This window comes from Streptomyces sp. NPDC031466, assembly GCF_055581265.1.
Map to the genome: position 1 here is coordinate 17,069 of NZ_JBVIJT010000015.1, position 25,441 is coordinate 42,509.

21 protein-coding genes are annotated in these 25,441 nt (G+C 72.9%); 8 read left to right on the plus strand and 13 right to left on the minus strand.

Features of this window, described 5'->3' with window-relative positions; translation table 11 throughout:
* Positions 1 to 34 precede the first annotated feature (34 nt).
* Genes ACZ5GP_RS31175 through ACZ5GP_RS31195 form a run of 5 tightly spaced genes read left to right on the plus strand, consistent with a single transcriptional unit; the run spans position 35 to position 6,057 of the window.
* Positions 35 to 1,963, plus strand: a complete 1,929-nt coding sequence (locus ACZ5GP_RS31175) for an ABC transporter substrate-binding protein (protein WP_468754046.1) — start codon at positions 35 to 37, stop codon at positions 1,961 to 1,963.
* Between the two features lie 3 nt (positions 1,964 to 1,966).
* Positions 1,967 to 3,061 (plus strand): ABC transporter permease, encoded by a 1,095-nt coding sequence (locus ACZ5GP_RS31180; RefSeq protein WP_468754047.1) that lies wholly within the window; start codon positions 1,967 to 1,969, stop codon positions 3,059 to 3,061.
* Positions 3,058 to 3,990, plus strand: a complete 933-nt coding sequence (locus tag ACZ5GP_RS31185; protein ID WP_468754048.1) for an ABC transporter permease — start codon at positions 3,058 to 3,060, stop codon at positions 3,988 to 3,990. Before ACZ5GP_RS31180 ends, ACZ5GP_RS31185 begins: the two co-directional genes overlap by 4 nt.
* Positions 3,987 to 5,003: an ABC transporter ATP-binding protein gene (locus ACZ5GP_RS31190; RefSeq protein WP_468754049.1), complete on the plus strand. Its 1,017-nt coding sequence runs from the start codon at positions 3,987 to 3,989 to the stop codon at positions 5,001 to 5,003. Before ACZ5GP_RS31185 ends, ACZ5GP_RS31190 begins: the two co-directional genes overlap by 4 nt.
* Before the next feature lie 37 nt (positions 5,004 to 5,040).
* Positions 5,041 to 6,057 (plus strand): oligopeptide/dipeptide ABC transporter ATP-binding protein, encoded by a 1,017-nt coding sequence (locus ACZ5GP_RS31195; RefSeq protein WP_468754050.1) that lies wholly within the window; start codon positions 5,041 to 5,043, stop codon positions 6,055 to 6,057.
* Here the strand turns inward: ACZ5GP_RS31195 and ACZ5GP_RS31200 are convergent.
* The 9 genes from ACZ5GP_RS31200 to rimP all read right to left on the minus strand — a co-directional run bounded on the left by ACZ5GP_RS31200 (position 6,054) and on the right by rimP (position 18,045).
* Positions 6,054 to 7,004, minus strand: a complete 951-nt coding sequence (locus ACZ5GP_RS31200) for a bifunctional riboflavin kinase/FAD synthetase (RefSeq protein WP_468754051.1) — start codon at positions 7,002 to 7,004, stop codon at positions 6,054 to 6,056. The genes ACZ5GP_RS31195 and ACZ5GP_RS31200 overlap by 4 nt on opposite strands.
* A gap of 29 nt (positions 7,005 to 7,033) precedes the next feature.
* Positions 7,034 to 10,738 carry a trypsin-like peptidase domain-containing protein gene (locus ACZ5GP_RS31205; RefSeq protein ID WP_468754052.1) on the minus strand — a complete coding sequence of 1,235 codons (3,705 nt, stop codon included), beginning with the start codon at positions 10,736 to 10,738 and terminating at the stop codon, positions 7,034 to 7,036.
* Positions 10,739 to 10,974: 236 nt separating this feature from the next.
* Positions 10,975 to 11,877, minus strand: a complete 903-nt coding sequence (truB, locus tag ACZ5GP_RS31210; protein WP_468754053.1) for a tRNA pseudouridine(55) synthase TruB — start codon at positions 11,875 to 11,877, stop codon at positions 10,975 to 10,977.
* Entirely contained in the window at positions 11,874 to 12,332 is a 459-nt protein-coding gene (gene rbfA, locus ACZ5GP_RS31215; RefSeq protein ID WP_358590395.1) for a 30S ribosome-binding factor RbfA, read from the minus strand. Before rbfA ends, truB begins: the two co-directional genes overlap by 4 nt.
* Positions 12,333 to 12,383: 51 nt before the next feature.
* Positions 12,384 to 12,677, minus strand: a complete 294-nt coding sequence (locus ACZ5GP_RS31220; RefSeq protein WP_361083374.1) for a DUF503 domain-containing protein — start codon at positions 12,675 to 12,677, stop codon at positions 12,384 to 12,386.
* A 160-nt stretch (positions 12,678 to 12,837) separates the two neighbouring features.
* A complete protein-coding gene (infB, locus tag ACZ5GP_RS31225; protein ID WP_468754054.1) occupies positions 12,838 to 15,963 on the minus strand; it encodes a translation initiation factor IF-2 in 3,126 nt (1,041 codons plus the stop codon).
* A gap of 146 nt (positions 15,964 to 16,109) precedes the next feature.
* On the minus strand, positions 16,110 to 16,400 hold the full coding sequence (locus tag ACZ5GP_RS31230; RefSeq protein WP_468754055.1) for a YlxR family protein: 291 nt from the start codon (positions 16,398 to 16,400) through the stop codon (positions 16,110 to 16,112).
* A 155-nt stretch (positions 16,401 to 16,555) separates the two neighbouring features.
* On the minus strand, positions 16,556 to 17,545 hold the full coding sequence (gene nusA, locus ACZ5GP_RS31235) for a transcription termination factor NusA (RefSeq protein WP_468754056.1): 990 nt from the start codon (positions 17,543 to 17,545) through the stop codon (positions 16,556 to 16,558).
* A gap of 2 nt (positions 17,546 to 17,547) precedes the next feature.
* A complete protein-coding gene (rimP, locus tag ACZ5GP_RS31240) occupies positions 17,548 to 18,045 on the minus strand; it encodes a ribosome maturation factor RimP (RefSeq protein WP_358587990.1) in 498 nt (165 codons plus the stop codon).
* 234 nt (positions 18,046 to 18,279) lie between these two features.
* Here rimP and ACZ5GP_RS31245 point away from each other — a divergent pair, with 234 nt between their 5' ends.
* From ACZ5GP_RS31245 to ACZ5GP_RS31255, 3 genes are read left to right on the plus strand one after another with little or no spacing between them, the layout of a single operon-like run.
* Positions 18,280 to 18,801 (plus strand): hypothetical protein, encoded by a 522-nt coding sequence (locus ACZ5GP_RS31245; protein ID WP_468754057.1) that lies wholly within the window; start codon positions 18,280 to 18,282, stop codon positions 18,799 to 18,801.
* Positions 18,798 to 19,262 carry a ferritin-like domain-containing protein gene (locus ACZ5GP_RS31250; RefSeq protein WP_468754058.1) on the plus strand — a complete coding sequence of 155 codons (465 nt, stop codon included), beginning with the start codon at positions 18,798 to 18,800 and terminating at the stop codon, positions 19,260 to 19,262. Before ACZ5GP_RS31245 ends, ACZ5GP_RS31250 begins: the two co-directional genes overlap by 4 nt.
* Before the next feature lie 26 nt (positions 19,263 to 19,288).
* Positions 19,289 to 20,182, plus strand: coding sequence for an aminoglycoside phosphotransferase family protein (locus ACZ5GP_RS31255; protein ID WP_468754059.1), 894 nt, complete (start codon positions 19,289 to 19,291; stop codon positions 20,180 to 20,182).
* 81 nt (positions 20,183 to 20,263) lie between these two features.
* Here ACZ5GP_RS31255 and ACZ5GP_RS31260 read toward each other — a convergent pair whose 3' ends face one another.
* From ACZ5GP_RS31260 to ispG, 4 genes are all read right to left on the minus strand, one after another.
* Complete coding sequence (locus ACZ5GP_RS31260) at positions 20,264 to 21,958, minus strand: proline--tRNA ligase (protein ID WP_468754060.1); 1,695 nt, start codon at positions 21,956 to 21,958, stop codon at positions 20,264 to 20,266.
* 157 nt (positions 21,959 to 22,115) lie between these two features.
* A complete protein-coding gene (locus tag ACZ5GP_RS31265; protein WP_468754061.1) occupies positions 22,116 to 22,658 on the minus strand; it encodes a GNAT family N-acetyltransferase in 543 nt (180 codons plus the stop codon).
* A 65-nt stretch (positions 22,659 to 22,723) separates the two neighbouring features.
* Complete coding sequence (locus ACZ5GP_RS31270; protein WP_468754062.1) at positions 22,724 to 23,572, minus strand: GNAT family N-acetyltransferase; 849 nt, start codon at positions 23,570 to 23,572, stop codon at positions 22,724 to 22,726.
* Positions 23,573 to 24,100: 528 nt separating this feature from the next.
* The gene (gene ispG / locus ACZ5GP_RS31275; protein WP_468754063.1) at positions 24,101 to 25,258 is read right to left on the minus strand and encodes a flavodoxin-dependent (E)-4-hydroxy-3-methylbut-2-enyl-diphosphate synthase; all 1,158 of its coding nucleotides are present in this window, start codon (positions 25,256 to 25,258) and stop codon (positions 24,101 to 24,103) included.
* Between the last annotated feature and the right edge of the window lie 183 nt (positions 25,259 to 25,441).

The following is a 25,441-nucleotide window of genomic DNA, read 5'->3' on the forward strand; positions in this document are numbered from 1 at the left end:
CCCTGCGCGAGCGATGACGCGAGGTCACCGACCCATGGACACACAAGATCAGCACGGCAGACCAGCAGCACCCGACGCATCACCGGCCGCCCCCGCCCTCGCCCCCGGGCCCCGCCCGCGCGGCGACGGCACGCGCCGTCGCCGCCTGAAGCCCCTCCTCGCCGCGGGGGCCGCCGCGTTCACTCTTACGGCCGGTCTCGCCACGCCCCTCGCGCCGGCCCCGCAGCAGGCCGCGGCCGAGGACGGCGGGGACAAGAAGGTCCTGACCGTCGCCGTGGCGCAGAGTGTCGACTCGCTCAGCCCCTTCCTCGCCCAGCGGCTGCTCAGCACCAGCATCCACCGGCTGACGTACGAGTACCTGACGAACTACGACGCCGAGAACAACAAGGCGATCGCCGGGTTCGCCACCGACTGGAAGCCTTCGGCCGACAAGCTGACCTGGACGTACACCATCCGGTCCGACTCCACCTGGTCGGACGGCAAGAAGGCGACGGCCGAGGACGCCGCCTGGACGTTCAACAAGGTGATGTCCAAGGAGGGCACCGCCACCGCGAACTCCAACTTCGTCACCAATTTCCGCAAGGTGACCGCGCCCAGCCCCACCAAGCTCGTCATCGAGCTGAAGAAGCCGCAGGCCACCATGGCCGCGCTCGATGTGCCGATCGTTCCCAAACACGTGTGGGAGAAGGTCGACGACCTCTCGAAGTTCAACAACGACAAGGACTTCCCCGTCGTCGGCAACGGCCCGTTCATCCTGACGGACTACAAGGTCGACCAGTACGTGCGGCTCAAGGCCAACAAGGGCTTCTGGCGCGGCGCGCCCAAGTTCGACGAGCTGGTCTTCAAGACGTACAAGGACCAGGACGCGGCCGTCTCCGCCCTCAGGAAGGGCGAGGTCTCCTTCGTCGCCGGGCAGCCCGCCCTCACACCGGCGCAGGCCACGTCCCTGGAGAACGAGAAGAACATCAAGGTCAACGAGGGGCCCGGCCGCCGCTTCTTCGCCATCGCCACCAACCCGGGCGCGAAGACGCGGGACGGGAAGAAGTTCGGTGACGGGCACCCCGCGCTACTGGACAAGCGGGTCCGCCAGGCGCTGTTCCTCTCCGTGGACCGCAGGACCATCGTGGACAAGGTGTTCCAGGGCAACGCCGTCGAGGGCGCCGGCTACATCCCGCCGCGCTTCTCCGACTACGCCTGGAAGCCCGCCGCCGGCCAGGAGATGACGTACGACCCGAAGAAGGCCGCGCGCCTCCTCGACGAGGCCGGGTACAAGAAGAACGGTGACGGCGAGCGCGTCGGCAAGGACGGCAGGCCGCTCAACCTGCGCATCCTGTGTCACGCCACCGACCCCAACGACAAGGCGGTCGGCAAGTACCTGAAGGAGTGGTGGGGCGACCTCGGGATCGGGCTCAAGGTCAACTGCCTCGACGACGTCTCCGTGCCCTGGTACGCGGGTGAGTACGATCTGGCGTTCGACGGCTGGTCCGTCAACCCCGACCCCGACTTCGTGCTCGGCATCCACACCTGCGCCGCGCTGCCGGTGAAGGCCAAGGAGAGCGCCGCCACCGACAACTTCATCTGCGACAAGAAGTACGACGAGCTGTACGCGCAGCAGCTGGCCGAGTACGACCCCGCCAAGCGGGCGGAGATCGTCAAGCGGATGCAGTCGTGGCTGTACGACTCCGGGTACATGAACGTCCTCGCGTACCCGAACGCCGTCGAGGCCTACCGCACCGACCAGATCAAGTCCATCACCACCATGCCGACGGCCGCGGGGAACATCTACGGCCAGGACGGGTATTGGAGCTGGTGGTCGGCGGTCCCCGCGGAGGGGAAGAGTTCCTCCAAGGACGGCAGCTCGTCCGGTGTCATCATCGGTATCGCCGCTGCCGCGGTGGTGCTCGTGGGCGGCGGAGTCCTGTTCGCCCTGCGCCGCCGTTCTACCGCAGAGGACCGCGAGTAACGCATGACCGCTGACAGCAACCCCGCACTGCTCGACACCGAGGGCCCGCTGGGCCCCGGGGCCGGCGGTGGCCCGGCCGATGCCGGGTCGCCGTCGGCCCGCGGGCCACGTGCCCGCACCACCCGCGCCTATCTCCGCTATGTGGCGGGCAAGCTCGGCGGCGCGATCGTGTCGCTGTTCGCCGTGCTCGTCACCAGCTTCTTCCTCTTCCGGCTCATCCCCGGCGATCCCGTCAAGCAGATGACGGGCGGCAAGCGCGTCTCGGCCGAGCAGCTCGCCGCCATGCGCCAGGAGTTCGGCCTCGACCAGCCGGTCATGACCCAGTTCCTGGACTACACCGGCAATGTCCTGACCGGCGATTTCGGCACGTCCTACCAGTTCCACGCGCCCGTCCTCGACAAGATCACGGAGGCGCTGCCCGCCACGCTGCTCCTCACCGGAACGGCCTACGTCCTCTACACGCTGCTCGGCATCTGGCTCGGCACGCGCACCGCATGGCGCAACGGCGGGTTCGGCGACCGCCTCAACACCGGGCTCGCGCTGACGCTGTACTCCGTGCCGTCGTTCTGGCTCGGACTGCTGCTGATCATCACCTTCTCGGTGGGGATCGGGCCGATTCCCGGGATGTTCCCCACCGGCGGCCTGGAGTCGGGCGGGGAGACGGGCTTCGCGTACGTCGTCGACGTCGCCCACCACATGGTGCTGCCCGTCATCACGCTGGTCGCCGTCGGATACGCCCAGACGCTGCTCGTCATGCGGTCCTCGCTCCTGGACGAGATGGGCGGCGACTACCTGACGACCGCGCGGGCCAAGGGGCTCCGCGACGACCTCGTACGCCGTCGGCACGCCGTGCCCAACGCGCTGCTGCCCACCGTCACCCTGATGTTCGTCAATCTCGGCACGGTGGTGGCGGGCGCGATCCTCGTCGAGACCGTCTTCTCCTGGCCGGGGCTCGGCGGGCTGTTCTACTCGGCGCTGAGCGTGCCCGACCTGCCGCTCGTGCAGGGCCTGTTCTTCGTCTTCTCCACCGCGGTGATCCTGATGAACACCCTGGCCGACGTGATCTATCCGCTGCTCGATCCCCGGGTGGGCCGATGACGACCGAATCCGCACCGACCACCCCCGCCGCGCCGGTCAAGAGCGCGCGCTCCCTCGCCCGGACCCGGCGCCGGCACTCCGCGGCACGCTTCTGGCGGGAGTACCGCACGCACCGGGCCGGCCTCGTCGGCCTCGCCGCGCTCTTGGTGATCGCCCTCGCCGCCGTCCTCGCGCCGCTGCTCGTCGGCTCGGACGCGCAGAGCGTGACCGACGCGCCGGGCAGGCCGATGGAGTCGCCGAGCGCCGCCTATCCGCTCGGCACCGACCAGTTCGGGCGCGACCTGCTCGGCCTGCTGGTGTGGGGCGCGCGCATGTCGCTGACCGTGGGGCTGCTCGCCGCCGTGCTCTCGGTGGCCATCGGCACACTCGTCGGCATCACGGCGGGCCACTTCAAGGGCTGGTACGCCACGGTGATCATGCGCGTCACCGACTGGTTCCTGGTGATGCCGACGCTGGTCCTCGCCATCGCCCTCGCCGCGGTGCTCTCCGGCTCGATCTGGACGATCATTCTGGCGATCGGCGTGACGACCTGGCCGACCACGGCCCGCCTGGTGCGCGCGCAGACACTCGCGGTCGAGTCCCGGCCCTACATCGAACGGGCCCGGGCGCTCGGCGGCGGCCACGGCCACATCATGACCCGGCACGTCCTGCCCAACGTCATGCCGCTCGTCCTCGCGCAGACCACCCTCGTCATCTCCGGTGCCATCCTCACCGAGGCGACACTCGCCTTCCTCGGCCTCGGCGACCCGACGAGCGTCTCCTGGGGCGGCCTGCTCCAGGACGCCCGTGAGGCCGGGGCGGTCAGCGCCGGCCACTGGTGGTACCTCGCCCCGCCCGGCCTCGCCATCGCGATCGTCGCCCTGGCGTTCACCCTGTGCGGGCGCGCCGTGGAATCCGTGCTCAACCCCAGGCTGGGGGCCACCCGTTGAACGACGTACGAAAGACGCCGGGGGCCCGGCTCCTCGACGTGCTCGACCTGAAGGTGACGTACCCGAACGGCGCCGCCGCCGTGCGTGGCGTGCACCTCCATGTCGACGCGGGCCAGAAGCTCGGCGTCGCCGGCGAGTCGGGCTGCGGCAAGTCCACGCTCGCGCTGGCCCTGCTGCGGCTGCTCCCCGCGGGCACGAAGGTCTCCGGCGAGGTCCTGCTCGACGGTGAGGACGTCCTCACCATGAAGTGGGGGCGGGTCCGCGCGGTGCGCTGGGCGGGCGCCTCGATCGTCTTCCAGGGCGCGATGCACTCGCTGAACGCCGTGCACCGCGTCGGCGACCAGATCGCCGAGCCGATCCTGCTGCACAAGAAGGCGACGCAGGCCGGCGCGCGGAAGAAGGTCGGCGAGCTGCTCGAACACGTGGGTCTGCCCGCCGCCCGCGCGCAGGCCTACCCGCACGAGCTGTCCGGCGGCCAGCGGCAGCGCGTGATGATCGCCATGGCGCTGGCCTGCGATCCCCGGCTGATCATCGCGGACGAGCCGACCACCGCGCTCGACGTGATGATCCAGGCGCAGATCCTGCGCCTGATCCAGCAGCTGGTCTCCGAGCAGGACCTCGGCCTGGTGATGATCAGCCACGACCTGGCGGTGCTCTCCGACACCTGCGACCGGCTCGCGGTGATGTACGCGGGCCGCGTCGTCGAGGAGGGCCCGGCCACACAGGTCTACGAGAGCGCCCGGCACCCCTACGGGCAGGCCCTGTCGGCGGCCTTCCCGAGGATCGGGGACGCGGCGTCCCGGTTCGCGCCGCGCGGTCTGCCGGGCGACCCGCCCGACCCCTCCGCGCTGCCCACCGGCTGTACGTTCCATCCGCGCTGTCCCGTCTCCCTGGACGTCTGCACGACACAGGACCAGACGCTGCGGGACGCGGGCCCGCACCACCGCGCCGCGTGCGTCCACGCGGGCGCGCAGCCCACCGCGGCGCCCCCGGCCGCGGAGCGCGCGCCGTGACCGACAGCCTCCGTGACCCCGTGAAGAGGAACCGCGCATGACCACTCGCGAGCCCGGCGGCCCCCTGCTGTCCGCAGCCGATCTGCACATCGCCTTCCCCGGCCGCCGGGGCGCGCCGACCGCGCGGGCGGTGGACGGCGTCGACCTCGACATCCAGGGCGGTGAGATCGTCGCCCTGGTCGGCGAGTCGGGCTGCGGCAAGACGACGCTGGCCCGCTCCCTGCTCGGGCTCGTGCCGCCGACCTCCGGCACGGTGACGTTCGCCGGGCAGCCGCTGGACTACTCGGGGCGCGCCCTCAAGGCGTACCGCAAGCGCGTCCAGCTGGTCCTCCAGGACCCCAGCGGGTCGCTCAACCCCCGGCACACGGTGTACGAGGCCATCGCCGAGGGGCTGCGCATCCACCGGTACGCGGGCGACGAGCGGGCGGCGGTCGCCGAGGCGCTGTCCCGGGCGGGGCTGCGGCCGCCGGAGCGGTTCTTCCTGCGCTACCCGCACGAGCTGTCGGGCGGCCAGCGCCAGCGTGTCGTCATCGCGGGCGCGCTGGTCCTGCAGCCGGAACTCATCGTCGCCGACGAGCCGGTGGCGTCCCTGGACGCGTCGGTGCGCGGGGAGATCCTGGCGCTGCTGCTGCGCCTGCGGGCCGAACTGGGCCTGTCCGCGCTGGTGGTGACGCATGACCTGGGCCTCGCGTGGAACATCGCGGATCGCGTCGCGGTGATGTACTTGGGGCGCATCGTCGAGACGGGCACGGTGGAAGAGGTACTGACGGCGCCGCAACACCCGTACACACAGGCCCTGTTGTCGGTGCTGCCGGAGGCGCCGGGCTCTCCCGTCGTCCTCACCGGTGAGCCACCGGACCCCTCGCGGATCCCCGGGGGGTGCCGGTTCCACGTGCGGTGCCAGGTGCTCGCCGCGGGCGAGGCGGACGCCGCGGGCGTCGCGAGCCGGTGCCGTACCCAGGACCTGGCCGTGCTGTCCGGCGCCGGACGGACGCAGGTGGCCTGCCACTGGGCGGCGGCCGGCGGGACGCCTCAGGAGGCGCCCGGCGACTAGGCGCCGGTCTCCGCGATGAGCTCGCGGGACTTCTTCACGTCGTCCGCGATGGCGACGAGGAGCGCGTCGATGGAGTCGAACTTCGCCTGGCCCCGCACGAAGGCGAGGAAGTCCACGGCGACGTGCAGCCCGTACAGGTCGAGCCCGACGCGGTCGATCGCGTACGCCTCGACGGTGCGCTCGGTGCCGTCGAACTGCGGGTTCGTGCCGACGGAGATCGCCGCCGGCATCGCCTCGCCCTGGGCGTGCAGCCACCCGGCGTAGACGCCGTCGGCGGGGATGGCCGTGTGCGGCAGCGTCTCCACGTTGGCGGTGGGGAAGCCCAGCTCGCGGCCGCGCTGGGCACCGCGCACGACGACGCCCTCGACGCGGTGCGGGCGTCCGAGGATCTCGGCGGCGCCCGTCACATCGCCCTCGGCGACCAGGCTCCGGGTCAGCGTGGAGGAGAAGGGCCGACCGCCGCCGGCCTCACCGGTGACGTACAGGTCGATGACGTCGACCTCGTAGTCGTACGTCCGGCCGAGCTCGGCCAGGACGTCGACGTTGCCCGCGGCCTTGTGGCCGAAGCGGAAGTTGGGGCCCTCGACGACCACGCGCGCGTGCAGCTTGTCGACGAGGACCTTCACCACGAAGTCGGCGGGCGACAGCTTGGAGAACTCGCTGGTGAAGGGCAGGATCAGCAGCGCGTCCACCCCGAGGTCGGCCATCAGCTCGGCGCGCCGGTGGTGCGGGGCGAGCAGCGGCGGGTGGCTGCCGGGGCGCACGACCTCGCTGGGGTGCGGGTCGAAGGTGACGACCACGGCGGGCACACCGAGATCCCGGGCGCGCCGCACGGCGCGGCCGATGATCAGCTGATGACCGCGGTGCACGCCGTCGTAGGAACCGATGGTGACGACGCTGCGCCCCCAGTCCTGGGGGATGTCCTCCAAGCCACGCCAGCGCTGCACTTCTTTGCTCCTCGCCGAACCCGTGTGTGTCACGTACGTCTGTGCGTACCCATTGCCGATTGCGCAGGTCTAAGACTGCCATGCCGACCGGTTCCCTCCGCCATCGGTGTCTCTTCGGAGGGGGTGGCGGGGGTCACTCCGTGCCGGGCCGGCACCCGGGCACCACCGGGGGCGAGGCCGAGAATCGTCCGGGAGGCGCTCGGGCCGGTCAGGGCGGCCCATTCCTCGGGTGCGTCGCGGAGCCAGTGCGCCACGAGCGCGGCGAAGCGCGGCTCGTGACGGGCCTGTTCGACCAGGCACCGGTCGAAGCGGGAAGCGCCTTCCAGGGTGCGTCCGAGGAGCAGTCCGACGCGGTGCACACGCGCGCGGGCGCGGACCTCGCCGCCGCGCACCGCCTCCCGGGCAACGGCCCGCAGCACGCTCTCCAGGACCGCCGGGTCGCGCTCCTGGCCGAGCAGTACGTCGAGCAGCTCGTCCCGCAGCTCCCGCGAGGCAGCTGTGCCCCGGGCGGCGAGGACGGGGGCGAGGGCGACGCGCACCTGAGCGGGGCGGCTCCGCAGCAGACCGGCGATCAGCGGGAAGAGGGCGGGGCGCGCTCCGGGGTCCTGTTCGAGCAGGTGGTCGAGGTGGGCGGCGGCGGTGGCGGCCGTCTCGGGGCGGGCCTCCAGCAGGTCCCGCACCAGGTCGGCGACGCGGCACGCGAGGGCGGGCGTGGTGCTGTCGAGGAGGCGGCGCAGCGCGTCGTCGGCGTCCGGCCCCGGCTGGTGCAGCCGGGTGCCGAACGCGGCGAGCACCGGCTCGGGGTGGGTGGCCAGGGCTTCGGCGACGGTGTCGGCGGGCAGGCGCGCGTCCCCGGCGGCGAAGCGGCGAAGGGCACGGGCCAGGTAGTGCGGGCGTGTCGTCGGATCGCGGACGAGGAGGGCGAGCGCCGCGCCGTGCAGGGCGTCGTCGCCGGGGCGGGCGAGCAGGGCGAGGGCCGCGTTCCGCAGCCGTTCGCGGTCGATGTCGGCGGTGGTGTGCCGGGCGGCTCGCGGGCCGTGGGAGGCGGCGGCCGCGCGCCGGTCGGGCCGCTCGTCGCGCGCCCAGCGCTCGACGGCGCGGCACAGGGCCGCGGGCTCCTCCTCGGCGAGGGCGGCGAGCAGTTCCTCGGCGCGGGCGTGGGCGCACTCGACGAGGGCTTCGGTGAGGTCGTCGACGGCCCGGCGCCGGTGGGTGTGGAGCAGTGCCTGGGCGGCGGAGGCCACGGTGGCGTCGGGCGCGGCGTCCAGCGGCCGCTCGTCGGTGAACCAGCCCACCAGATGGGGTGGTACGCCGACGGGATCGGCGGCCAGGAGGCGGGCGACGGCGTCGAGGCAGCGGCCGGGGGTGCCGGGCGGCCCGTCGCGGACGATGAGCCGCCGCAGCAGCGCGAAGCGTTCCGCCGGACCGAGCGGCAGCGCCAGCCAGAAGGCGGCCTCGAACTCCCCGCGCTCGGCCAGCGCTTCGAGCACCGGGAAGTGGGCCGCCGCGTCCGGCACGCGCACCAGTACGCCGCGCAGCAGGCGCGCGGCCCACCACCGGGCGTCAGCGGCGGCGTCCGCCTCGCTGTCCGGCGCCTGTGCCGTGAGGTCGGCCAGGGCGTACGTCAACTCCCGCAACCGCTCGTCCAGTTCGGCCAGCCCCCGCTGGCGGCCGAGCGACAGCAGGGCCTGGATCACCGGGCCGACGCGGTGGCGCGGCACCGGGATCGGGCGGGCGGAGGTGGGTCCTCGGCCGCGCTGCTCGGGGACCACCGGGGAGCGCGCGGTTCGCCGGTGCCGGTGGACCAGGGACGCCAGCGCGCCGTCCACGTCCAGGTGGGCGCCCTGGAGCCAGTCGGCCAGCTCCTCGTGCGCGAAGCGGTAGCCCGCGCCCGCCGGCACCAGCAGCCCTTCCGTCAGCACGGCCGGGGCCCACCCGGTGCAGCCGTGGGCGCCCGGGAGCGCGCCCCAGGGGAAGAGCGCCTCGAAGGACTCGCGGTGCAGCTCTCCTTGACCCGGTCCCAGGCAGCGCCGTGCCGCCTCGTGGACCTGGCCGGCCACCTTCGCCGCGAGGCGGCGTACGGCTGTGCCACGCAGGCCGTTCGGCGCCGCGAGGCGCACGGCGATCCTGAGGCACAGCAGGTCCAGGTAGGCGGCGAAGACCTCTTCCCGGCCGAGGGTGCCGGGCGGTGGCGCGTCGCGCAGGGCGGCCCGCACCTCGGAGAGGAGCCGCAGCGTCAGTGGATGCCGCGCGTCGGCGCCGGTGAGCGCCCCGTCCGGGATGCCGTAGAGCGTGCGGGCCCGGCGGGCCCGCGCTTCCGGCAGGTCGTCGAGGCGCACGCACGCAGGGAACGCGGCCGGCCCGGGAACGCGGGCGCTGGGCGCGCGTGGCCCACCCTCCCCCGGCACGCCGTGCAGCAGCGCCGCGTCGAAGTGGGCCCCGGCCTGCTCCCAGTACTCCGCCCGGCAGGCGATCACGAGGCGGGCGCCCGTCTCCCGCAGCCACGCGGCCGTGCCCTCGCTCCATGCGGCGAGGCGGTGGGCGAGCGCGGGCGGCATCTCCTCGGGTCCGTCGAGCAGCAACAGCAGGGGCCGCCCCGCGTCCCGCACGAGCCGTGCCACGCGGTCCGCCGAGACGTCCGTGAGGTGGTCGCCGCCCGGCGCCTCCCGCGCGGCCGCCAGGATGCGTCCGGCCCGTTCCAGGGCCCGCTCCACCGCGTCGCCGACACCCGTGTCGGTGTCCCGCAGGTCGGCGCCGCGCAGCCACAGGGTGGGGGCCGGTTCGGCGCCCCTGGCCCGTCGGGCGGCGAGCGCGGCCAGCTCCGTCGTACGCCCTGTGCCCGGGTCCCCCACGAGGCCGAGCACGTGCGCCGGGCCGTCGGTGAAGAGGGTGAACTGCCTTGCCACATCGGGCCGTTCGACGGGGTCGGGCCGGGTGGCGCGGGGCCCGTCGGACCCCGCGGACGTGGCCGTCAGGTGCAGGGCGCCCGCCAGGTTGAGGTCGGCGCCGTACGCGGGCACGGTCGCGGCGTTGCGGACGACGAGCGCGGCGAGCGGGCCGCCCGGGTCGGCGGCGGCCGCCTCCCGCAGCGGGATCGCGAAGCCGGGCGGGCGGTGGGTGACGGGCGCCTCGCCCAGCGGGCCCGGGGCGGGCTCCTGGGGCAGCAGCGCGGTGCCGAGGACGGCGAGGACCGCGCCGGACGAGGTGTCCACCACCGGCCCGCCCGCGGCCCCGCCGCCGCGCCGCAGCGCGTCGGCGCCCTCCGTGCCGATCGCCAGCTCCAGGGCGGTGCCCAGCCGGTGGAAGCGGTCCGTCGCCGTGTACGTCACCGGGGAGCGGCCGAGGACCCGGGCCTCGCGCCAGCCGAGCGCGGCGATCCGCACGTAGGTCCCGGTCGCCACGGTGTGGCGCACGGTCAGGGGCAGGGGCCGCAGCTCCAGACCCTCGGTGCGCACGAGCGCGAGACCGGTGTCGGGCAGCGCCACCACGGCGTCGGCGGCCACCACGCAGGTGCGCCCGCCCGGGGCGTGCAGGACGATCCTGGCGAGTCCGTCGACGGCCTCATGGCTGGTGACGACCGTGCCGTGCTCGTCGGCGGCGAATCCGGTGCCGCGGGGGCGGCCCGCCAGGTCGCACACCCGCACCAGGGCACGGTCGAGCGCCGCGGAGGCGCTCCGCTCCCCCGCGCCCGCGGCGTCCCCGGCGCCTGTGGCCCGCGGACCCCGTCCCGCCATGCTCGAACCTCCCGGCTGTTCCCCGTGTCCCGACCGTAGGTCGGCGGTGATCGGCCGGACAGGACGCGGTGCGAACGCGCCCCCTTCCGCTCCCTCGGTTCACTCCGAGCGCCCGTCCGAAGGGGTGAATCGGGGCGGCGCGGTGGATAGACCTTGAGTGGGGGATGGGGGGGGAGCGTGGAGCGGCGTACTGGAGTCCGCCGCTCCACGACGAGGCGAGATGCCGGCGGACCGGCTCAGGCGAAGACGGCCAGGCTCTTGGCCTTGCCCCGTGACTCCTCCGCCAGGACCAGGAAGCGGCCCTCCTGGTCGAAGACGGCGACGGCGCCCGCCCCCGCGTACTCCTCGGGCATGTCGATCCGCACGCCGTTGAGCAGCAGCCGGCCGCGCTTGTCGTCCACGTCCCAGCGCGGGAAGGCCTGTCGCGCGGCCTCGGCCACCGGCATCACGGTCAGCTCCTCCTGGAGCTGGTCGAGGGTCTTGGCCGTGTCCAGCTTGTACGGGCCGACGCGGGTGCGGCGCAGCGCGGTCAGATGGCCGCCGACGCCGAGGCCGGCGCCGAGGTCGCGGGCGAGCGCCCGGATGTAGGTGCCCGAGGAGCAGACGACCGAGACGACCAGGTCCAGGACGGGGGTGCCGTCCTCGGCGACGGCGTCGCGGACGTCGTACACCGTGAAGGCGGAGACGGTCACGGGCCGGGCCGGGATCTCGAAGTCCTCGCCCTTGCGGGCGCGCGCGTACGACCGCTTGCCGTCGATCTTGATGGCGCTGACCTTGGAGGGCACCTGCATGATGTCGCCGGAGAGCTGGGCGATGCCCGCGTCGATCGCCTCGCGGGTGATCTTCGAGGCGTCGGCCGACGAGGTGATCTCGCCCTCGGCGTCGTCGGTGAGGGTGTCCTGGCCGAGGCGGATGGTGCCCAGGTACTCCTTCTCGGTCAGCGCCAGGTGGCCGAGGAGCTTGGTGGCGCGCTCGACGCCGAGCACGAGGACACCCGTGGCCATCGGGTCGAGGGTGCCCGCGTGTCCGACGCGGCGGGTCCTTGCGATCCCGCGCATCTTGGCCACCACGTCGTGCGAAGTGAAGCCGGACGGCTTGTCGACGATGACAAGTCCGTCCGGCGTTGTGGTGCTGCTCATGCGCGGGCGTCGCCGTCCGTCTCGTCTGCGTCGTCCTCGGGCTTCTTGTACGGGTCCGCGTCACCCGCGAACTCGGCGCCCGCGGAGACCTCCCGCACCTTCTCGTCGGACATCCGCGCCTTGTCGAGGAGGTCCTCGATGGCCCGGGCGTTGTCCGGCAGGGCGTCGGCCACGAAGGCCAGCGTCGGGGTGAACTTCACGCCCGCGGCCTGGCCCACCGCCGAACGGAGGACGCCCTTGGCGCTCTCCAGGCCGGCGGCCGCGGCCGCGCGGTCCTCGTCGTCGCCGTAGACCGTGTAGAAGACCGTGGCCTCCCGCAGGTCACCGGTCACCCGGGTGTCCGTGATCGTCACATGCGTCCCGAGCCGCGGGTCCTTGATCCCGCGCTGCAGCTTCTGGGCAACCACCTCCCGGATGAGGTCCGCCAGCCTTTTCGCCCGCGCGTTGTCGGCCACTGCTCCGTCTCCCTTATCCCCGGGCATTCCCTGGGCTTGTCTTGCTGTTGTTCAGTCGTCGTCGCCGTGCAGCCGCCGTCTGGCCGACAGCAGCTCCACTTCGGGCCGGGCGGCGACCAGGCGCTCGCACCGGTCCAGTACGTCCGTGAGATGGCCCCAGTCGCCCGACACCGCGGCGAGGCCGATCTCGGCCCTGCGGTGCAGGTCGTGACCGCCCACCTCCGCCACGCTCACCGCGTACTTGCGCTGGAGCTCGGCGACGATCGGGCGGACGACGGAGCGTTTCTCCTTCAGCGAATGTACGTCGCCGAGGAGCAGGTCGAAGGACAGAGTCCCCACATACATGTGTGTCCGGATGTCCCGCCGGTACGGGGTCGGCGCCCCGCCAACCACTTGGCGGGGACACCAGAACCGTACACGCAACGGCCGGGGCCGATCGACGGGATTTCCCCCGTCGACCGGCCCCGACACCACCGCGTGCATCGGACTGCGGTGAGGCAGTCGATCAGCCGCGCGGCTTCTCGCGCATCTCGTACGTCGCGATGACGTCGTCGATCTTGATGTCGTTGAAGTTGCCGAGGTTGATACCGCCCTCGAACCCTTCGCGGATCTCGGTGACATCGTCCTTGAAGCGGCGCAGACCCTCGATGTTGAGGCTCTCCGCGATGACCTTGCCGTCGCGGAGCAGTCGGGCCTTGGTGTTGCGCTTGACCTCGCCGGAACGGATGAGGACACCCGCGATGTTGCCGAGCTTGGACGAGCGGAAGACCTCGCGGATCTCCGCGGTGCCGAGCTCGACCTCCTCGTACTCCGGCTTGAGCATGCCCTTGAGGGCCGCCTCGATCTCCTCGATGGCCTGGTAGATCACCGAGTAGTAGCGGACGTCGACGCCCTCGCGCTCCGCCATCTGCGCGGCACGGCCGGCCGCGCGGACGTTGAAGCCGATGACGATGGCGTCGGAGCCCATCGCCAGGTCGATGTCCGACTCGGTGACCGCACCCACACCGCGGTGCAGGACGCGGATGTCGACCTCTTCGCCGACGTCGAGCTGGAGCAGCGAGGACTCGAGAGCCTCCACCGAACCGGACGCGTCGCCCTTGATGATGATGTTGAGGTCCTGGACCAGGCCCGCCTTGAGCACCTGGTCGAGGTCCTCGAGGGACACCCGGCGGGTGCGCTTGGCGAACGCGGCGTTGCGCTCACGGGCGGCACGCTTCTCGGCGATCTGACGGGCCGTGCGGTCCTCGTCGACGACCAGGAAGTTGTCGCCCGCGCCCGGGACGTTGGTGAGACCGAGCACGAGGACCGGAGTCGACGGGGTCGCCTCCTCCACGTTCTCGCCCTTGTCGTCGAGCATCGCGCGGACTCGGCCGTAGGCGTCACCGGCGACCATCGTGTCGCCGACGCGGAGGGTACCGCGCTGGACGAGGACGGTCGCGACGGCGCCGCGGCCCTTGTCGAGGTGGGCCTCGATGGCGATGCCCTGCGCGTCCTGCTCCGGGTTGGCCCGCAGGTCGAGCGAGGCGTCCGCGGTCAGGACCACGGCTTCGAGCAGCTGCTCGATGTTGAGGCCCTGGCGCGCGGAGATGTCGACGAACATCGTGTCGCCGCCGTACTCCTCGGCCACCAGACCGAACTCGGTGAGCTGACCGCGCACCTTGACCGGGTCGGCACCCTCGACGTCGATCTTGTTGACCGCGACCACGATCGGCACGTCGGCCGCCTTGGCGTGGTTCAGCGCCTCGATCGTCTGCGGCATCACACCGTCGTTCGCCGCGACCACGAGGATCGCGATGTCGGTGGACTTCGCACCACGGGCACGCATGGCGGTGAACGCCTCGTGACCGGGGGTGTCGATGAAGGTGATGGCGCGCTCTTCGCCGTTCACCTCGGTCGCGACCTGGTAGGCACCGATGTGCTGGGTGATGCCACCGGCCTCGCCCGCGACGACGTTCGTCTTGCGGATGGCGTCGAGCAGACGGGTCTTGCCGTGGTCGACGTGACCCATGACGGTGACGACCGGCGGACGGGAGACGAGCATCTCCTCGCCGCCCTCGTCCTCGCCGAACTCGATGGAGAACGACTCCAGGAGCTCGCGGTCCTCCTCCTCCGGGCTGACGATCTCCAGGACGAAGTTCATCTCGTCCGCGAGGAGCTTCAGCGTCTCGTCGGAGACGGACTGCGTGGCGGTGACCATCTCGCCGAGGTTCATCATCACGCCGACGAGCGACGCCGGGTTGGCGTTGATCTTCTCGGCGAAGTCGGTGAGCGAGGCACCGCGCGACAGGCGGACGGTCTGTCCGTTGCCGCGAGGCAGCATGACGCCGCCGACCGACGGGGCCTGCATGGCCTCGTACTCCTGGCGCCTCTGCCGCTTCGACTTGCGGCCACGACGGGCGGGCCCGCCGGGACGGCCGAACGCGCCCTGCGTGCCACCACGGGCACCGGGGCCACCGGGACGTCCACCGAAGCCGGGACGGCCGCCGAAGCCACCGCCACCGCCGGGACGACCCGCACCGCCGCCACCGGGACCGCCGGGACGACCGGCGAAGCCGCCGCCGCCACCACCGGGACCGGCCGGACGGCCGGCGAAGCCGCCGCCACCGGGACGACCGGCGCCGCCACCCGGGCGACCGCCGCCGCCACCGGGACCACGGCCACCGCCGGGGCCACCACCGGGACGCGGGCCCGCAGCGGGACGCTGCGGCATCATGCCCGGGTTCGGACGGTTACCGGCGGGACCGCCGCCGGGACGAGGCGCCTGCGGGCGGGGCATGCCGCCCGGGGTCGGACGGGCGCCGCCCTGACCCTGCGGACGCGGGGCGCCACCGGGGCCGCCCTGGCCCTGCGGGCGCGGGGCGCCGCCGGGGCCACCCTGGCCGCCGGGACGCGGGGCGCCGCCGGGACGGGGCGCCTGCGGGCGCGCCATGCCGGTGGAGCCACCGGAGGTGAACGGGTTGTTGCCCGGACGCGGACCCGCGGGACGGGCACCGCCGGGACGCGGGGCGCCCTGGCCACCGGGGCGCGGGGAGCGCTCAGGACGCTCGCCACGACCGCCCTGGCCCTGACCCTGGCCACCCTGGGCGGGAGCCGGACGGCCACCGGGCTTGGGGGCGCCGGGACGGGCCGCGGCCGGACGCGGGGCCTGCGACGCCGCGGGGGCGGCGGGGGCTTCCGGAGCGGCCGGAGCCGCCGGTGCGGCGGGCGGAGCCGTGAACTCCGGGGTGGTCGGCGCCGGGGAAGCCGGGGCCGGCTTGGGGGCCGGGGGCTTCGGGCCGGGGCGCGGGCCCGGAGTCGCGGGAGAAGCCGCGGGCTTCTCGGCCGCGGGCTTGGGGGCCGGCGGCTTGGGCGCGGCCGGACCCGGACGGGCGGCCTGCGCGGGAGAGGGGGACGCCGAGCCCGAGGGGGCCGGCGGCTTGGGGGCGGCCTGCTTGCGCGGCGCGCCGGGCTTGGCGGCGGACTTGCCGCTGCCGCCCTGCTGGAATGCGTCAGTCAGTTTGCGTACCACGGGCGCCTCGATCGTCGAGGACGCCGAACGTACGAATTCACCGAGTTCTTGAAGCTTGGCCATGACGGCCTTGCTCTCTACCCCGAACTCCTTGGCGAGTTCGTATACCCGGACCTTAGCCACTTCGCTCCTTTTAGGTCCGGGTTACGCCGGACCGTCGCTACTTCATGGGCGTACTCATCGCGTGCTCATCGAGTGCTCATCGCAATCTCGACCTACTTCCAACTCGCGGAATACCAAGGCCGCACGGGGTTCCGTGCGACCACGTCTTACGGTGTTGCCTGCTCGGCAACTGTCTCGACGAGGCGGCGCAACGCCTCTGTGCCGAACGGTCCCGGGGCCCGGAAGGCCCTCGAAAACGCCCGGCGGCGGACCGCCAGGTCCAGACAGACCAGGGCGGGGTGCACATAGGCGCCCCGGCCGGGCAGCGTACCGCTTGGGTCGGGGACGCAGGCGCCCTCGATCGCCACGATGCGCAGCAAATCGCTCTTGGCCGCTCGCTCCCGGCACCCCACACAGGTGCGCTCAGGGCATGCGCGGGCATGCGTCCGGCCAGACACGCTTAAGTCTACCTCCCCGCACCGACCTCACCCCTGTGGGGCAAGAATCGAACGGCTACTCGCCACATACTGTCGTGATCCAAGCGGTGCGCGCCCGGATTTATTCCCGTGGCCGTCGGCGGAGCTGACCGCCGACGGGCCGTGGTGCCGGTCCGCTACTGGTCGGCGGGCTGCTCGGTATCGGGCCTGATGTCGATGCGCCAGCCCGTGAGCCGCGCGGCCAGGCGGGCGTTCTGCCCCTCCTTGCCGATGGCCAGCGAGAGCTGGTAGTCCGGCACGGTCACACGGGCCGAGCGGGCGCCGAGGTCGACGATCTCGACCTTGCTGACGCGGGCCGGGGAGAGCGCGTGGGCGACCATGTCCGCCGGGTCGTCCGACCAGTCGACGATGTCGATCTTCTCGCCGTTCAGCTCGGCCATGACATTGCGCACACGGCTGCCCATCGGGCCGATGCAGGCGCCCTTGGCGTTGAGCCCCGAGCGCGTCGAGCGCACAGCGATCTTGCTGCGGTGGCCGGCCTCGCGGGCGATGGCCGAGATCTCGACGGAACCGTCGGCGATCTCGGGCACCTCCAGCGCGAAGAGCTTCTTGACCAGGTTCGGGTGCGTGCGCGACAGCGTCACGGACGGACCCCGGACGCCCTTGGCCACCCGGACGACGTAGCTGCGCAGGCGCATCCCGTGGGGGTACTCCTCGCCGGGGACCTGCTCCTGCACCGGCAGGATGGCCTCCAGCTTGCCGATGTCGACCAGGACGTTCTTCGGGTCGCGGCCCTGCTGGACCACGCCGGTGACGATGTCGCCCTCACGCCCCGCGTACTCGCCGAGCGTCGCGTCGTCCTGGGCGTCGCGCAGCCGCTGCAGGATGACCTGCTTGGCGGTCGTCGCGGCGATGCGGCCGAAGTCGGACGGGGTGTCGTCGAACTCCTTGGCCTCCTGGCCCTCTTCGAGGTCCGCCGGGTCCTCCGTCGCCCACACCGTGACGTGGCCGCTCTCGCGGTCCAGCTTCACCCGGGCACGACGGAAGCTTCCCTCGGTGCGGTGGTAGGCGATGAGGAGGGCCGACTCGATCGCCTCGACGAGGAGGTCGAAGGAGATCTCCTTCTCCCGGACCAGACCCCGCAGGGCACTCATGTCGATGTCCACGGCTACGCCTCCTCTTCCTTCTTGTCCTTGCGGTTGAACTCCACCTGCACGCGCGCCTTGTCGATCTCGCCGAAGGCGAGGCGGCGGGAGGTGGCCTTGCGGCCCTTCACACCGGGCACCTCGAGGTCGAGTCCCTCGTCGTCCACGGTGAGGATGCGGGCGGTCACCTCGCCGCCCTCGGTGAGCTGGAATCTCACCAGGCGGCCGACGGCGCGCACGTAGTGGCGGTGCTCGCTCAGCGCGCGCTCGGCGCCGGGGGAACCGACCTCCAGGTCGTACTCGCCCTCGCCCATCGCGTCGGTCTCGTCGAGCTTCGCGGAGAGCAGGCGGCTCACTTCCGCGATCTGGTCCAGATCCACGCCGTCCTCGGAGTCGATCACGACTCTCAGCACACGCTTGCGTCCGACCGAGGCCACTTCGATCTCTTCGAGATCCAGGTCCTGGGAGCTGACGAGCGGTTCCAGTAGTTGCCGCAGCCTCTCGCTCTGGGTGGTGCTCATCCGGGTGACTCCTCGGCCGCGTGTGCTGTTGTGGGTGCGTTGCAAGTCTGCGTGTCAGGTCAAAGGGTATCCGGTCCGAAGGGGTGTCGCCGCCCACCTGGGGGCGGTGCCCCGGTCGGCGCCGAGTCGCTCACACGTACGGAGACCGTCCGAAGGTACGGTGATCACCGGGCCCGCGCCCACTTCCTTCCTTCTCGCTCGCGCCTTTTGGCCTTCCTTCCGAGGACGTCTGCCGTGCCGTCGTACCCCACCGCCCCACGGTCCCGCCCGCGACCGCGCCGCAGGAGCCTGCTCGCCGGCGCCGCCGGTGTCGCGTCCGCGGCGCTGCTCACGGGCTGTTCGGACGCCGCGGATCCCGGCGCCGAGGAGCGCTCCGCGGCGCGCCGCCTGCGCGCCGCGGCGGCCAAGGACGGCCGGGAGCTGCTCGCGCGCTACGACGCCGTACTGGCCGCCCACCCCTCGCTCGCCGGGCGGCTGCGGCCGCTGCGGGCCGAGGTGGACAAGCACACCGAGGCGTTCGCGGACGGCCACGCGCCGGCGCCCGCGCCGACCGCGCGCGGTGCCGCCTCCCCGGCGCCCGCGGTGTCCTCGGATCCCAAGAAGGCGGTACGGGAACTCGCCGAGGCCGAGCGGCAGCTGGCCGACCGGCGGGGGGCGGCGCTGGTCGACGCCCCGGCCGAACAGGCGAGGCTGCTGGCCTCGGTGGCCGCCGCGGGGGCCGCCCACGCGTATCTGCTGACGGAGGGGGACAAGTGAGCGAGGCCAAGGACGAGGAGCTGAAGGCCGTACAGGCCGCCCTGGGCGCCGAGCACGCCGCCGTGTACGGCTACGGCGTCGTCGGCGCCCGGATCGGCGAGGGGCGCAGGGACGAGGCGCGCACGGCGTACGACGCGCATCGCGCACGGCGCGACGCGCTGCAGCGCGCCGTGCGCGATCTGGGCGGCGAGCCGCAGCCCGCGGACGCCGCCTACGCGCTGCCCTTCCCGGTCCCGGACGCCCCCGCCGCCGCCCGGCTCGCCACCGAACTGGAGGACCGCCTCGCCGGGGTCTACTCCGATCTCGTACGCGCCTCCTCGGGCCACCGGCGTGACACCGCCGCCCGGGCACTGCGCGAGGCGGCGGTCCGGGCGGCGCGCTGGCGGGGCGGGAGCGTAGCCTTCCCTGGGCTCGCCGAGCGGACGTCACCCGCGTCGGCACCGGCGACACCCAAGGCGTAACGCGCTCAGAAGGGAACAACTCGCGCATGGCTTTCGAACCGCCGCGGCGCCTCGTCACCGCATACCGCGAGACGGCGCAGCCCGGCGACGACTGGCTGGAGAAGCTGCCCGAGGCGGTGGAACGGGCCGTCGCGCTCCGCGAGTTGACCGTCGAGCGAGTCCATGTCCCCGGTGGGCGCAGTGGCCTGGTCGTGCTGGTGCGCCGGGCCGACGGCACGCCCGCCGTGCTCAAGCTGGTGCCGCCCCGGTCGCGCCCGCAGAGCGAGCGGGCCGCCCTCGCGCACTGGGCCGGGCTCGGCGCGGCCCGGCTGCTGGACCCCGAGTGCTCGGACGGCGCGCTGCTCCTCGAACGGCTGCACCGTGACGTCTCCGTGCGGTCGCTGCCCGAGGCCAAGGCGCTGCTGGAGGCCGCGGGGACGCTGCGGCGGCTGTGGGCCCCGCCACCCGCCGGGCACCGTTTCGAGACCGTCGCCGAGCGGACCGGGCGGCAGGCCGAGGCGATGCGGGCCTCCGCCGACGCGGAGGTCGCGCCGCTGGTCGACGCGGCGCTCGTGGCGCGTGAGGAACTGCTCGCCGGGACCCCGGAGCCGCGGTTGCTGCACGGCACGTTCCGGCAGAGCAAGGTGCTGGCCGGGGAGCGGATGCCGTGGCTGGCCGTGGGGCCCGACCCGGTGGTCGGTGAGCCCGCGTTCGACCTGGCGCGGCTCGTCCGGGACCGGGTGGAGGACCTGATCGCCTCGCCGTCCGGCGCCTCGATCACGCGGCGGCGCGTGAAGAAGCTCGCGGAGTCCCTCGAGGTGGACCAGGAGCGGCTGCGCGGGTGGACGTTGTTCCGGGCCGTGGAGTCCGGGGTGCGGGCACTGCGCGTGGGGCGCGGGCAGGACGCGGAGCTGCTGCTGGAGTTCGCCGGGTGGTTGTGACCGGTCGACCCGGTGGGCGCGGAGGCTGCGGACCGTACGTGGCCGGCCGCGCAGTCCCCCGCGCCCTGTGGGGCGCTTTCCCTAGGCGGTGAGGCGGGCGACGGCCTCCGCGACCGTCAGTTCCTCGCGTTCGCCCGTGCGGCGGTCCTTCAGTTCCAGGACGCCCTCGGCGGAGCGGCGGCCCGCGACGAGGATCTGCGGGACACCGATCAGCTCGGCGTCGGTGAACTTCACGCCCGGGGAGACCCCGGCGCGGTCGTCCACCAGGACGCGGGCGCCCGCGGCGCCGAGCTGCTCGGCGACGTCCAGGGCCAGCTCCGTCTGGAGGGCCTTGCCCGCGGCGACCACGTGGACGTCGGCGGGGGCGACCTCCTTGGGCCAGCACAGGCCCTTGTCGTCGGCGGTCTGCTCGGCGAGCGCCGCCACCGCGCGGGAGACACCGATGCCGTAGGAGCCCATGGTCACGCGGACCGGCTTGCCCTCCTTGCCGAGGACGTCGAGCTGGAAGGTGTCGGCGTACTTGCGGCCGAGCTGGAAGATGTGGCCGATCTCGATGGCGCGGTCCAGCTTGAGGCCGGCGCCGCAGTTGGGGCACGGGTCGCCCTCTTCGACCACGACGACGTCCAGGTAGTCGTCGACCTCGAAGTCACGGCCGCACACGACGTTCTTGGCGTGGGTGTCCTGCTTGTTGGCGCCGGTGATCCAGGCCGTGCCGGGCGCGATGCGCGGGTCGGCGATGTAGCGGACCTTGTCCAGGCCCTGGGGGCCGACGTAGCCGCGTACGAGGTCCTCGCGGCCCTCGAAGTCCTCGGCGGTGACCAGCTCGACCTCGGCCGGGGCCAGGTGCTCGCCGAGCTTGCCGAGGTCGACCTCGCGGTCGCCGGGGACACCGACGGCCACGATCTCGCCGTCGACCTTGACCAGGAGGTTCTTCAGGGTCGCCGACGCGGGGACGCCGAGGTGCTCGGCGAGGGTCTCGATGGTCGGGGTGTCGGGGGTGTCCAGCTCCTCGACGGGGCCGTGCGCGGAGCCGTCGACCGGGGCGAGCGCGAAGGTGACGGCCTCCGTGTTGGCGGCGTAGTCGCACGCCGGGCAGTCCACGAAGGTGTCCTCGCCGGCCGGGGCCGGGGCGAGGAACTCCTCGGACTTCGAGCCGCCCATGGCGCCCGCGACGGCGGACACGATGCGGTAGTCGAGGCCGAGGCGCTCGAAGATGCGCTGGTAGGCGCCGCGGTGCAGGGCGTAGGACTCGGCGAGGCCCTCGTCGGTGGTGTCGAAGGAGTACGAGTCCTTCATCTGGAACTCGCGGCCGCGCAGCACGCCGGCGCGGGGGCGCGCCTCGTCGCGGTACTTGGTCTGGATCTGGTAGAGGATCACCGGCAGGTCCTTGTAGGACGAGCACTGGTCCTTGACGACCTGGGTGAAGATCTCCTCGTGGGTCGGGCCGAGGAGGTATTCGGCGCCCTTGCGGTCCTTGAGGCGGAAGAGCAGGTCGCCGTACTCCTCGTAGCGGCCGGACGCCTCGTAGGGCTCCTTGGGCAGGAGCGCCGGGAGGAGCACCTCCTGGCCGCCGATGGCGTCCATCTCCTCGCGCACCACGCGGGCGATGTTCTCGTAGACCTTCTTGCCGAGCGGCAGCCAGGTCCAGATGCCGGCGGCGGTACGGCGGACGTAACCGGCCCGGACGAGGAGCTTGTGGTTGAGCGTCTCGGCGTCCGCGGGGTCGTCGCGCAGTGTCTTGACCATCAATCGGGACATGCGCTGGACCTGGGCCATGATCAACTCCTGCTACAAGGGGGTCCCCTCTGCTCGGCACGGCCGAGAGCGTGGGGAGGGTAATGAACAGGAGGTTAGCCGGGGCGCGGGCGCGGGCGGAAATCGGTTTGGGTCCGGACCCCGGCCGGTTCTCCTCGGACCCCGGCCCGTCCTCGTCTCAGACGCGGCGCGGCAGGGGCAGCGGGGCGCCCATCACGGCGTACGGCTTGGCGGCGCTCGGGAAGAGCACGCGGCGCGCCAGGTCCGTGTAGCCGAGGGAGCGGTACAGGCCGCGGGCCGGGCTCTCGACGTCGATCGCGGAGAGGATCGAGCGGGGCTCGGCGACGCCCTCCGTGATGGTGGTGATCAGCGCCCGGCCGATGCCGAGGTTCTGGTGGCCGGGGCGCACGTGGAGTTCCGTGATGACGAAGGAGTCGTCGAGCCAGTCGTCCAGGTCCCGGCCGCGCAGGTAGGGCTCGACGACCGTCGACCACCAGTGGTGGCGGTCGTTGGGCATGCCGTAGACGAAGCCGACGAGCCGGTCATCGGGCGTGGTCGCGCCGAACGAGCGGGCGCCTCGGTAGGTGAGGTGGCGCAGGACGATATGGCGCCGCACGGCCACCTCCTCGTCGCTCAGCCCGAAGGCGTGGGCCTGGACGTCCAGCGCTTCGTCCACCCGCGCGGCGAGGTCGATCGGCCCGATCACGACGTCGTCAGTCATGGGGCCGACCCTACTTGGCGCTGTCGCGCATCTGAACAGGGCGCTCGGGCGGCGGCGGCCGGGCGTCAGAACAGGACGCTCATGAACGCGCCGACCTCTTGGAAGCCGACACGTCGGTACGCGGCTCTGGCCGCGGTGTTGAAGTCGTTGACGTACAGGCTCGCCACGGGGGCGATGTCCTCGAGGGCGTAGCGCAGGACGGCCGCCATGCCGGGGGCCGCGAGGCCGCGGCCGCGGTACTCGGGCGCCACCCAGACGCCCTGGACCTGGCAGGCGTGGGGCGTCACGGCGCCGATCTCCGCCTTGAAGACGACCTTGCCGTCCTCGTCGAGGCGGGCGAACGACCGGCCCGAGCCGACCAGTTCCGCGACGCGCGCCTGGTAGAGCAGGCCGCCGTCGCCGGCCATCGGCGAGACGCCGACCTCCTCGGTGAACATCGCCACGCAGGCGGGCATGATCGTGTCCATCTCGTCCTTGCGGACGCGTCGGACGCACGGGTCCGGGGTGATGTCGTCCGGGAGCCGGTCGGCGACCATCAGGGGCTGGCGGGAGCGGACCTCGCGGGCGGGGCCCCAGGAGGGTTCCAGGAGGCGCCACAGCTGGGCGGTGGAGGTCGCGGGGCCGACGATCGAGGAGCAGCGGCGACCGGCCCTGCGGGCGCGGTCGGCGAAGCCGCGGACGGCTCGCGGGGTCGCGCAGATCGGGACGAGGTTCGCGCCCGCGTAGCACAGGGACGCCAGCATGCCGTCCTCGTACCAGCCCCACATCTCGCCGCCGAGGCGCCAGGGGTCGAGGCCGGCCACCTGGACGCGGGCGGTCACGAAGGCGTTCGTGACCGGCTCGCGGTCGAGCACGGCGAGCGCGGCGTCCAGGTCACTCGGGTCGAGGACCCTGGTGGTGGTCTGAGTCAACACGTGCGGGGGCCTCACCATACGGTCTGCTGATCTCCGCACTGTACCTGGCGGGGGCGCCTTGTGCGGGGGGTGCCTTTTGTCCGCCCCTTGGGGGGGCGGCTCTTCCTCTGGGCGGGTCTTTCGCCGCTTCGCGGCGGGTCTCCCACCCACCCACCCGTTTGCCCCGGGTCGGCTCGGTGCCGTAGGAGCGGGGGGACTCCCGCTCATCCGTTTACCCCGGGGCAACGTAGTGCCGTCGGGGCCGGGGCCCACTCGCCCGTTGAGCCCGGGTCAGCACGGTGCCGTCGGGGCCGGGGGGGCTCCCACTCGCCCGTTTCCCCGGGTCAGCACGGTGCCGTAGGGGCGGAGGGCTCCCACTTGCCCGTTTCCCCGCGACAGCGTGGTGCCGTAGGGGCGGGGGGGCACCGGACGCCAGAGGGCGGGGTCCCTGAGGGGGATGCGGGCAGAGATGGGTGTGCCCCGGCGCTTGGGGAGCGGCGGGGCAGTGTGGGGAGAGGGGCGGGGTGGGGCCGTGGGGTGTGGGGAGGGTCAGCCGGCGATGGCCACGGTGGGTTCGCCGGAGGCTACGCCGTCCTTCTCCATCTGCTCGGCGATCTTCATCGCCTCTTCGATGAGCGTCTCCACGATCTTCGACTCCGGGACGGTCTTGATGACCTCGCCCTTGACGAAGATCTGGCCCTTGCCGTTGCCGGAGGCGACACCGAGGTCGGCCTCGCGGGCCTCGCCGGGGCCGTTCACCACGCAGCCCATGACCGCGACGCGCAGCGGGACCTCCATGCCGTCGAGGCCCGCCGTGACCTCCTCGGCCAGCTTGTAGACGTCCACCTGGGCGCGGCCGCAGGAGGGGCAGGAGACGATCTCCAGGCGGCGCTGGCGCAGGTTCAGCGACTCCAGGATCTGGATGCCGACCTTGATCTCCTCCGCCGGGGGGGCCGAGAGGGAGACGCGGATCGTGTCGCCGATGCCCTCGGAGAGCAGCGCGCCGAAGGCGACCGCCGACTTGATCGTGCCCTGGAAGGCGGGGCCGGCCTCGGTCACGCCGAGGTGCAGGGGGTAGTCGCACTGGGCCGCGAGCTGGCGGTAGGCGTTGACCATGACCACCGGGTCGTTGTGCTTGACCGAGATCTTGATGTCCCGGAAGTCGTGCTCCTCGAAGAGGGACGCCTCCCACAGGGCCGACTCGACGAGGGCCTCGGGGGTCGCCTTGCCGTACTTCTTCAGGAGACGGGCGTCCAGGGAGCCGGCGTTGACGCCGATGCGGATCGGCGTGCCCGCGTCCTTGGCGGCGCGCGCGATCTCCTTGACCTTGTCGTCGAACTGCTTGATGTTGCCCGGGTTCACCCGCACCGCCGCGCAGCCCGCGTCGATCGCCGCGAACACGTACTTCGGCTGGAAGTGGATGTCCGCGATCACCGGGATCTGCGACTTCTTGGCGATGACGGGCAGCGCGTCGGCGTCGTCCTGCGTGGGGCAGGCGACGCGCACGATCTGGCAGCCGGACGCCGTCAGCTCCGCGATCTGCTGGAGCGTGGCCCCGATGTCCGACGTACGCGTCGTGGTCATCGACTGCACCGACACGGGCGCGTCGCCGCCGACGGCCACCGAACCGACCTGGATCTTGCGGCTGACCCTTCGGTCGGCGAGCTTGGTCGGAACGGACGGGATTCCGAGCGATACGGCAGTCATCTGGCGAGCATCCCCAAGAGTGTGGATCACAGAGTGCGGGTCACCGGAGTGTGGATCTCGGTCCCGAGATCGGCGGGCTCCAGGCTTCGAGATTACGGCACCCCGGGGTGCCCGGGCACATCACGTCCGCAGGACCACCCGATGGAAGGCGGCCCGGCACCTTCCGTGCCGGGCCGCCGTGCA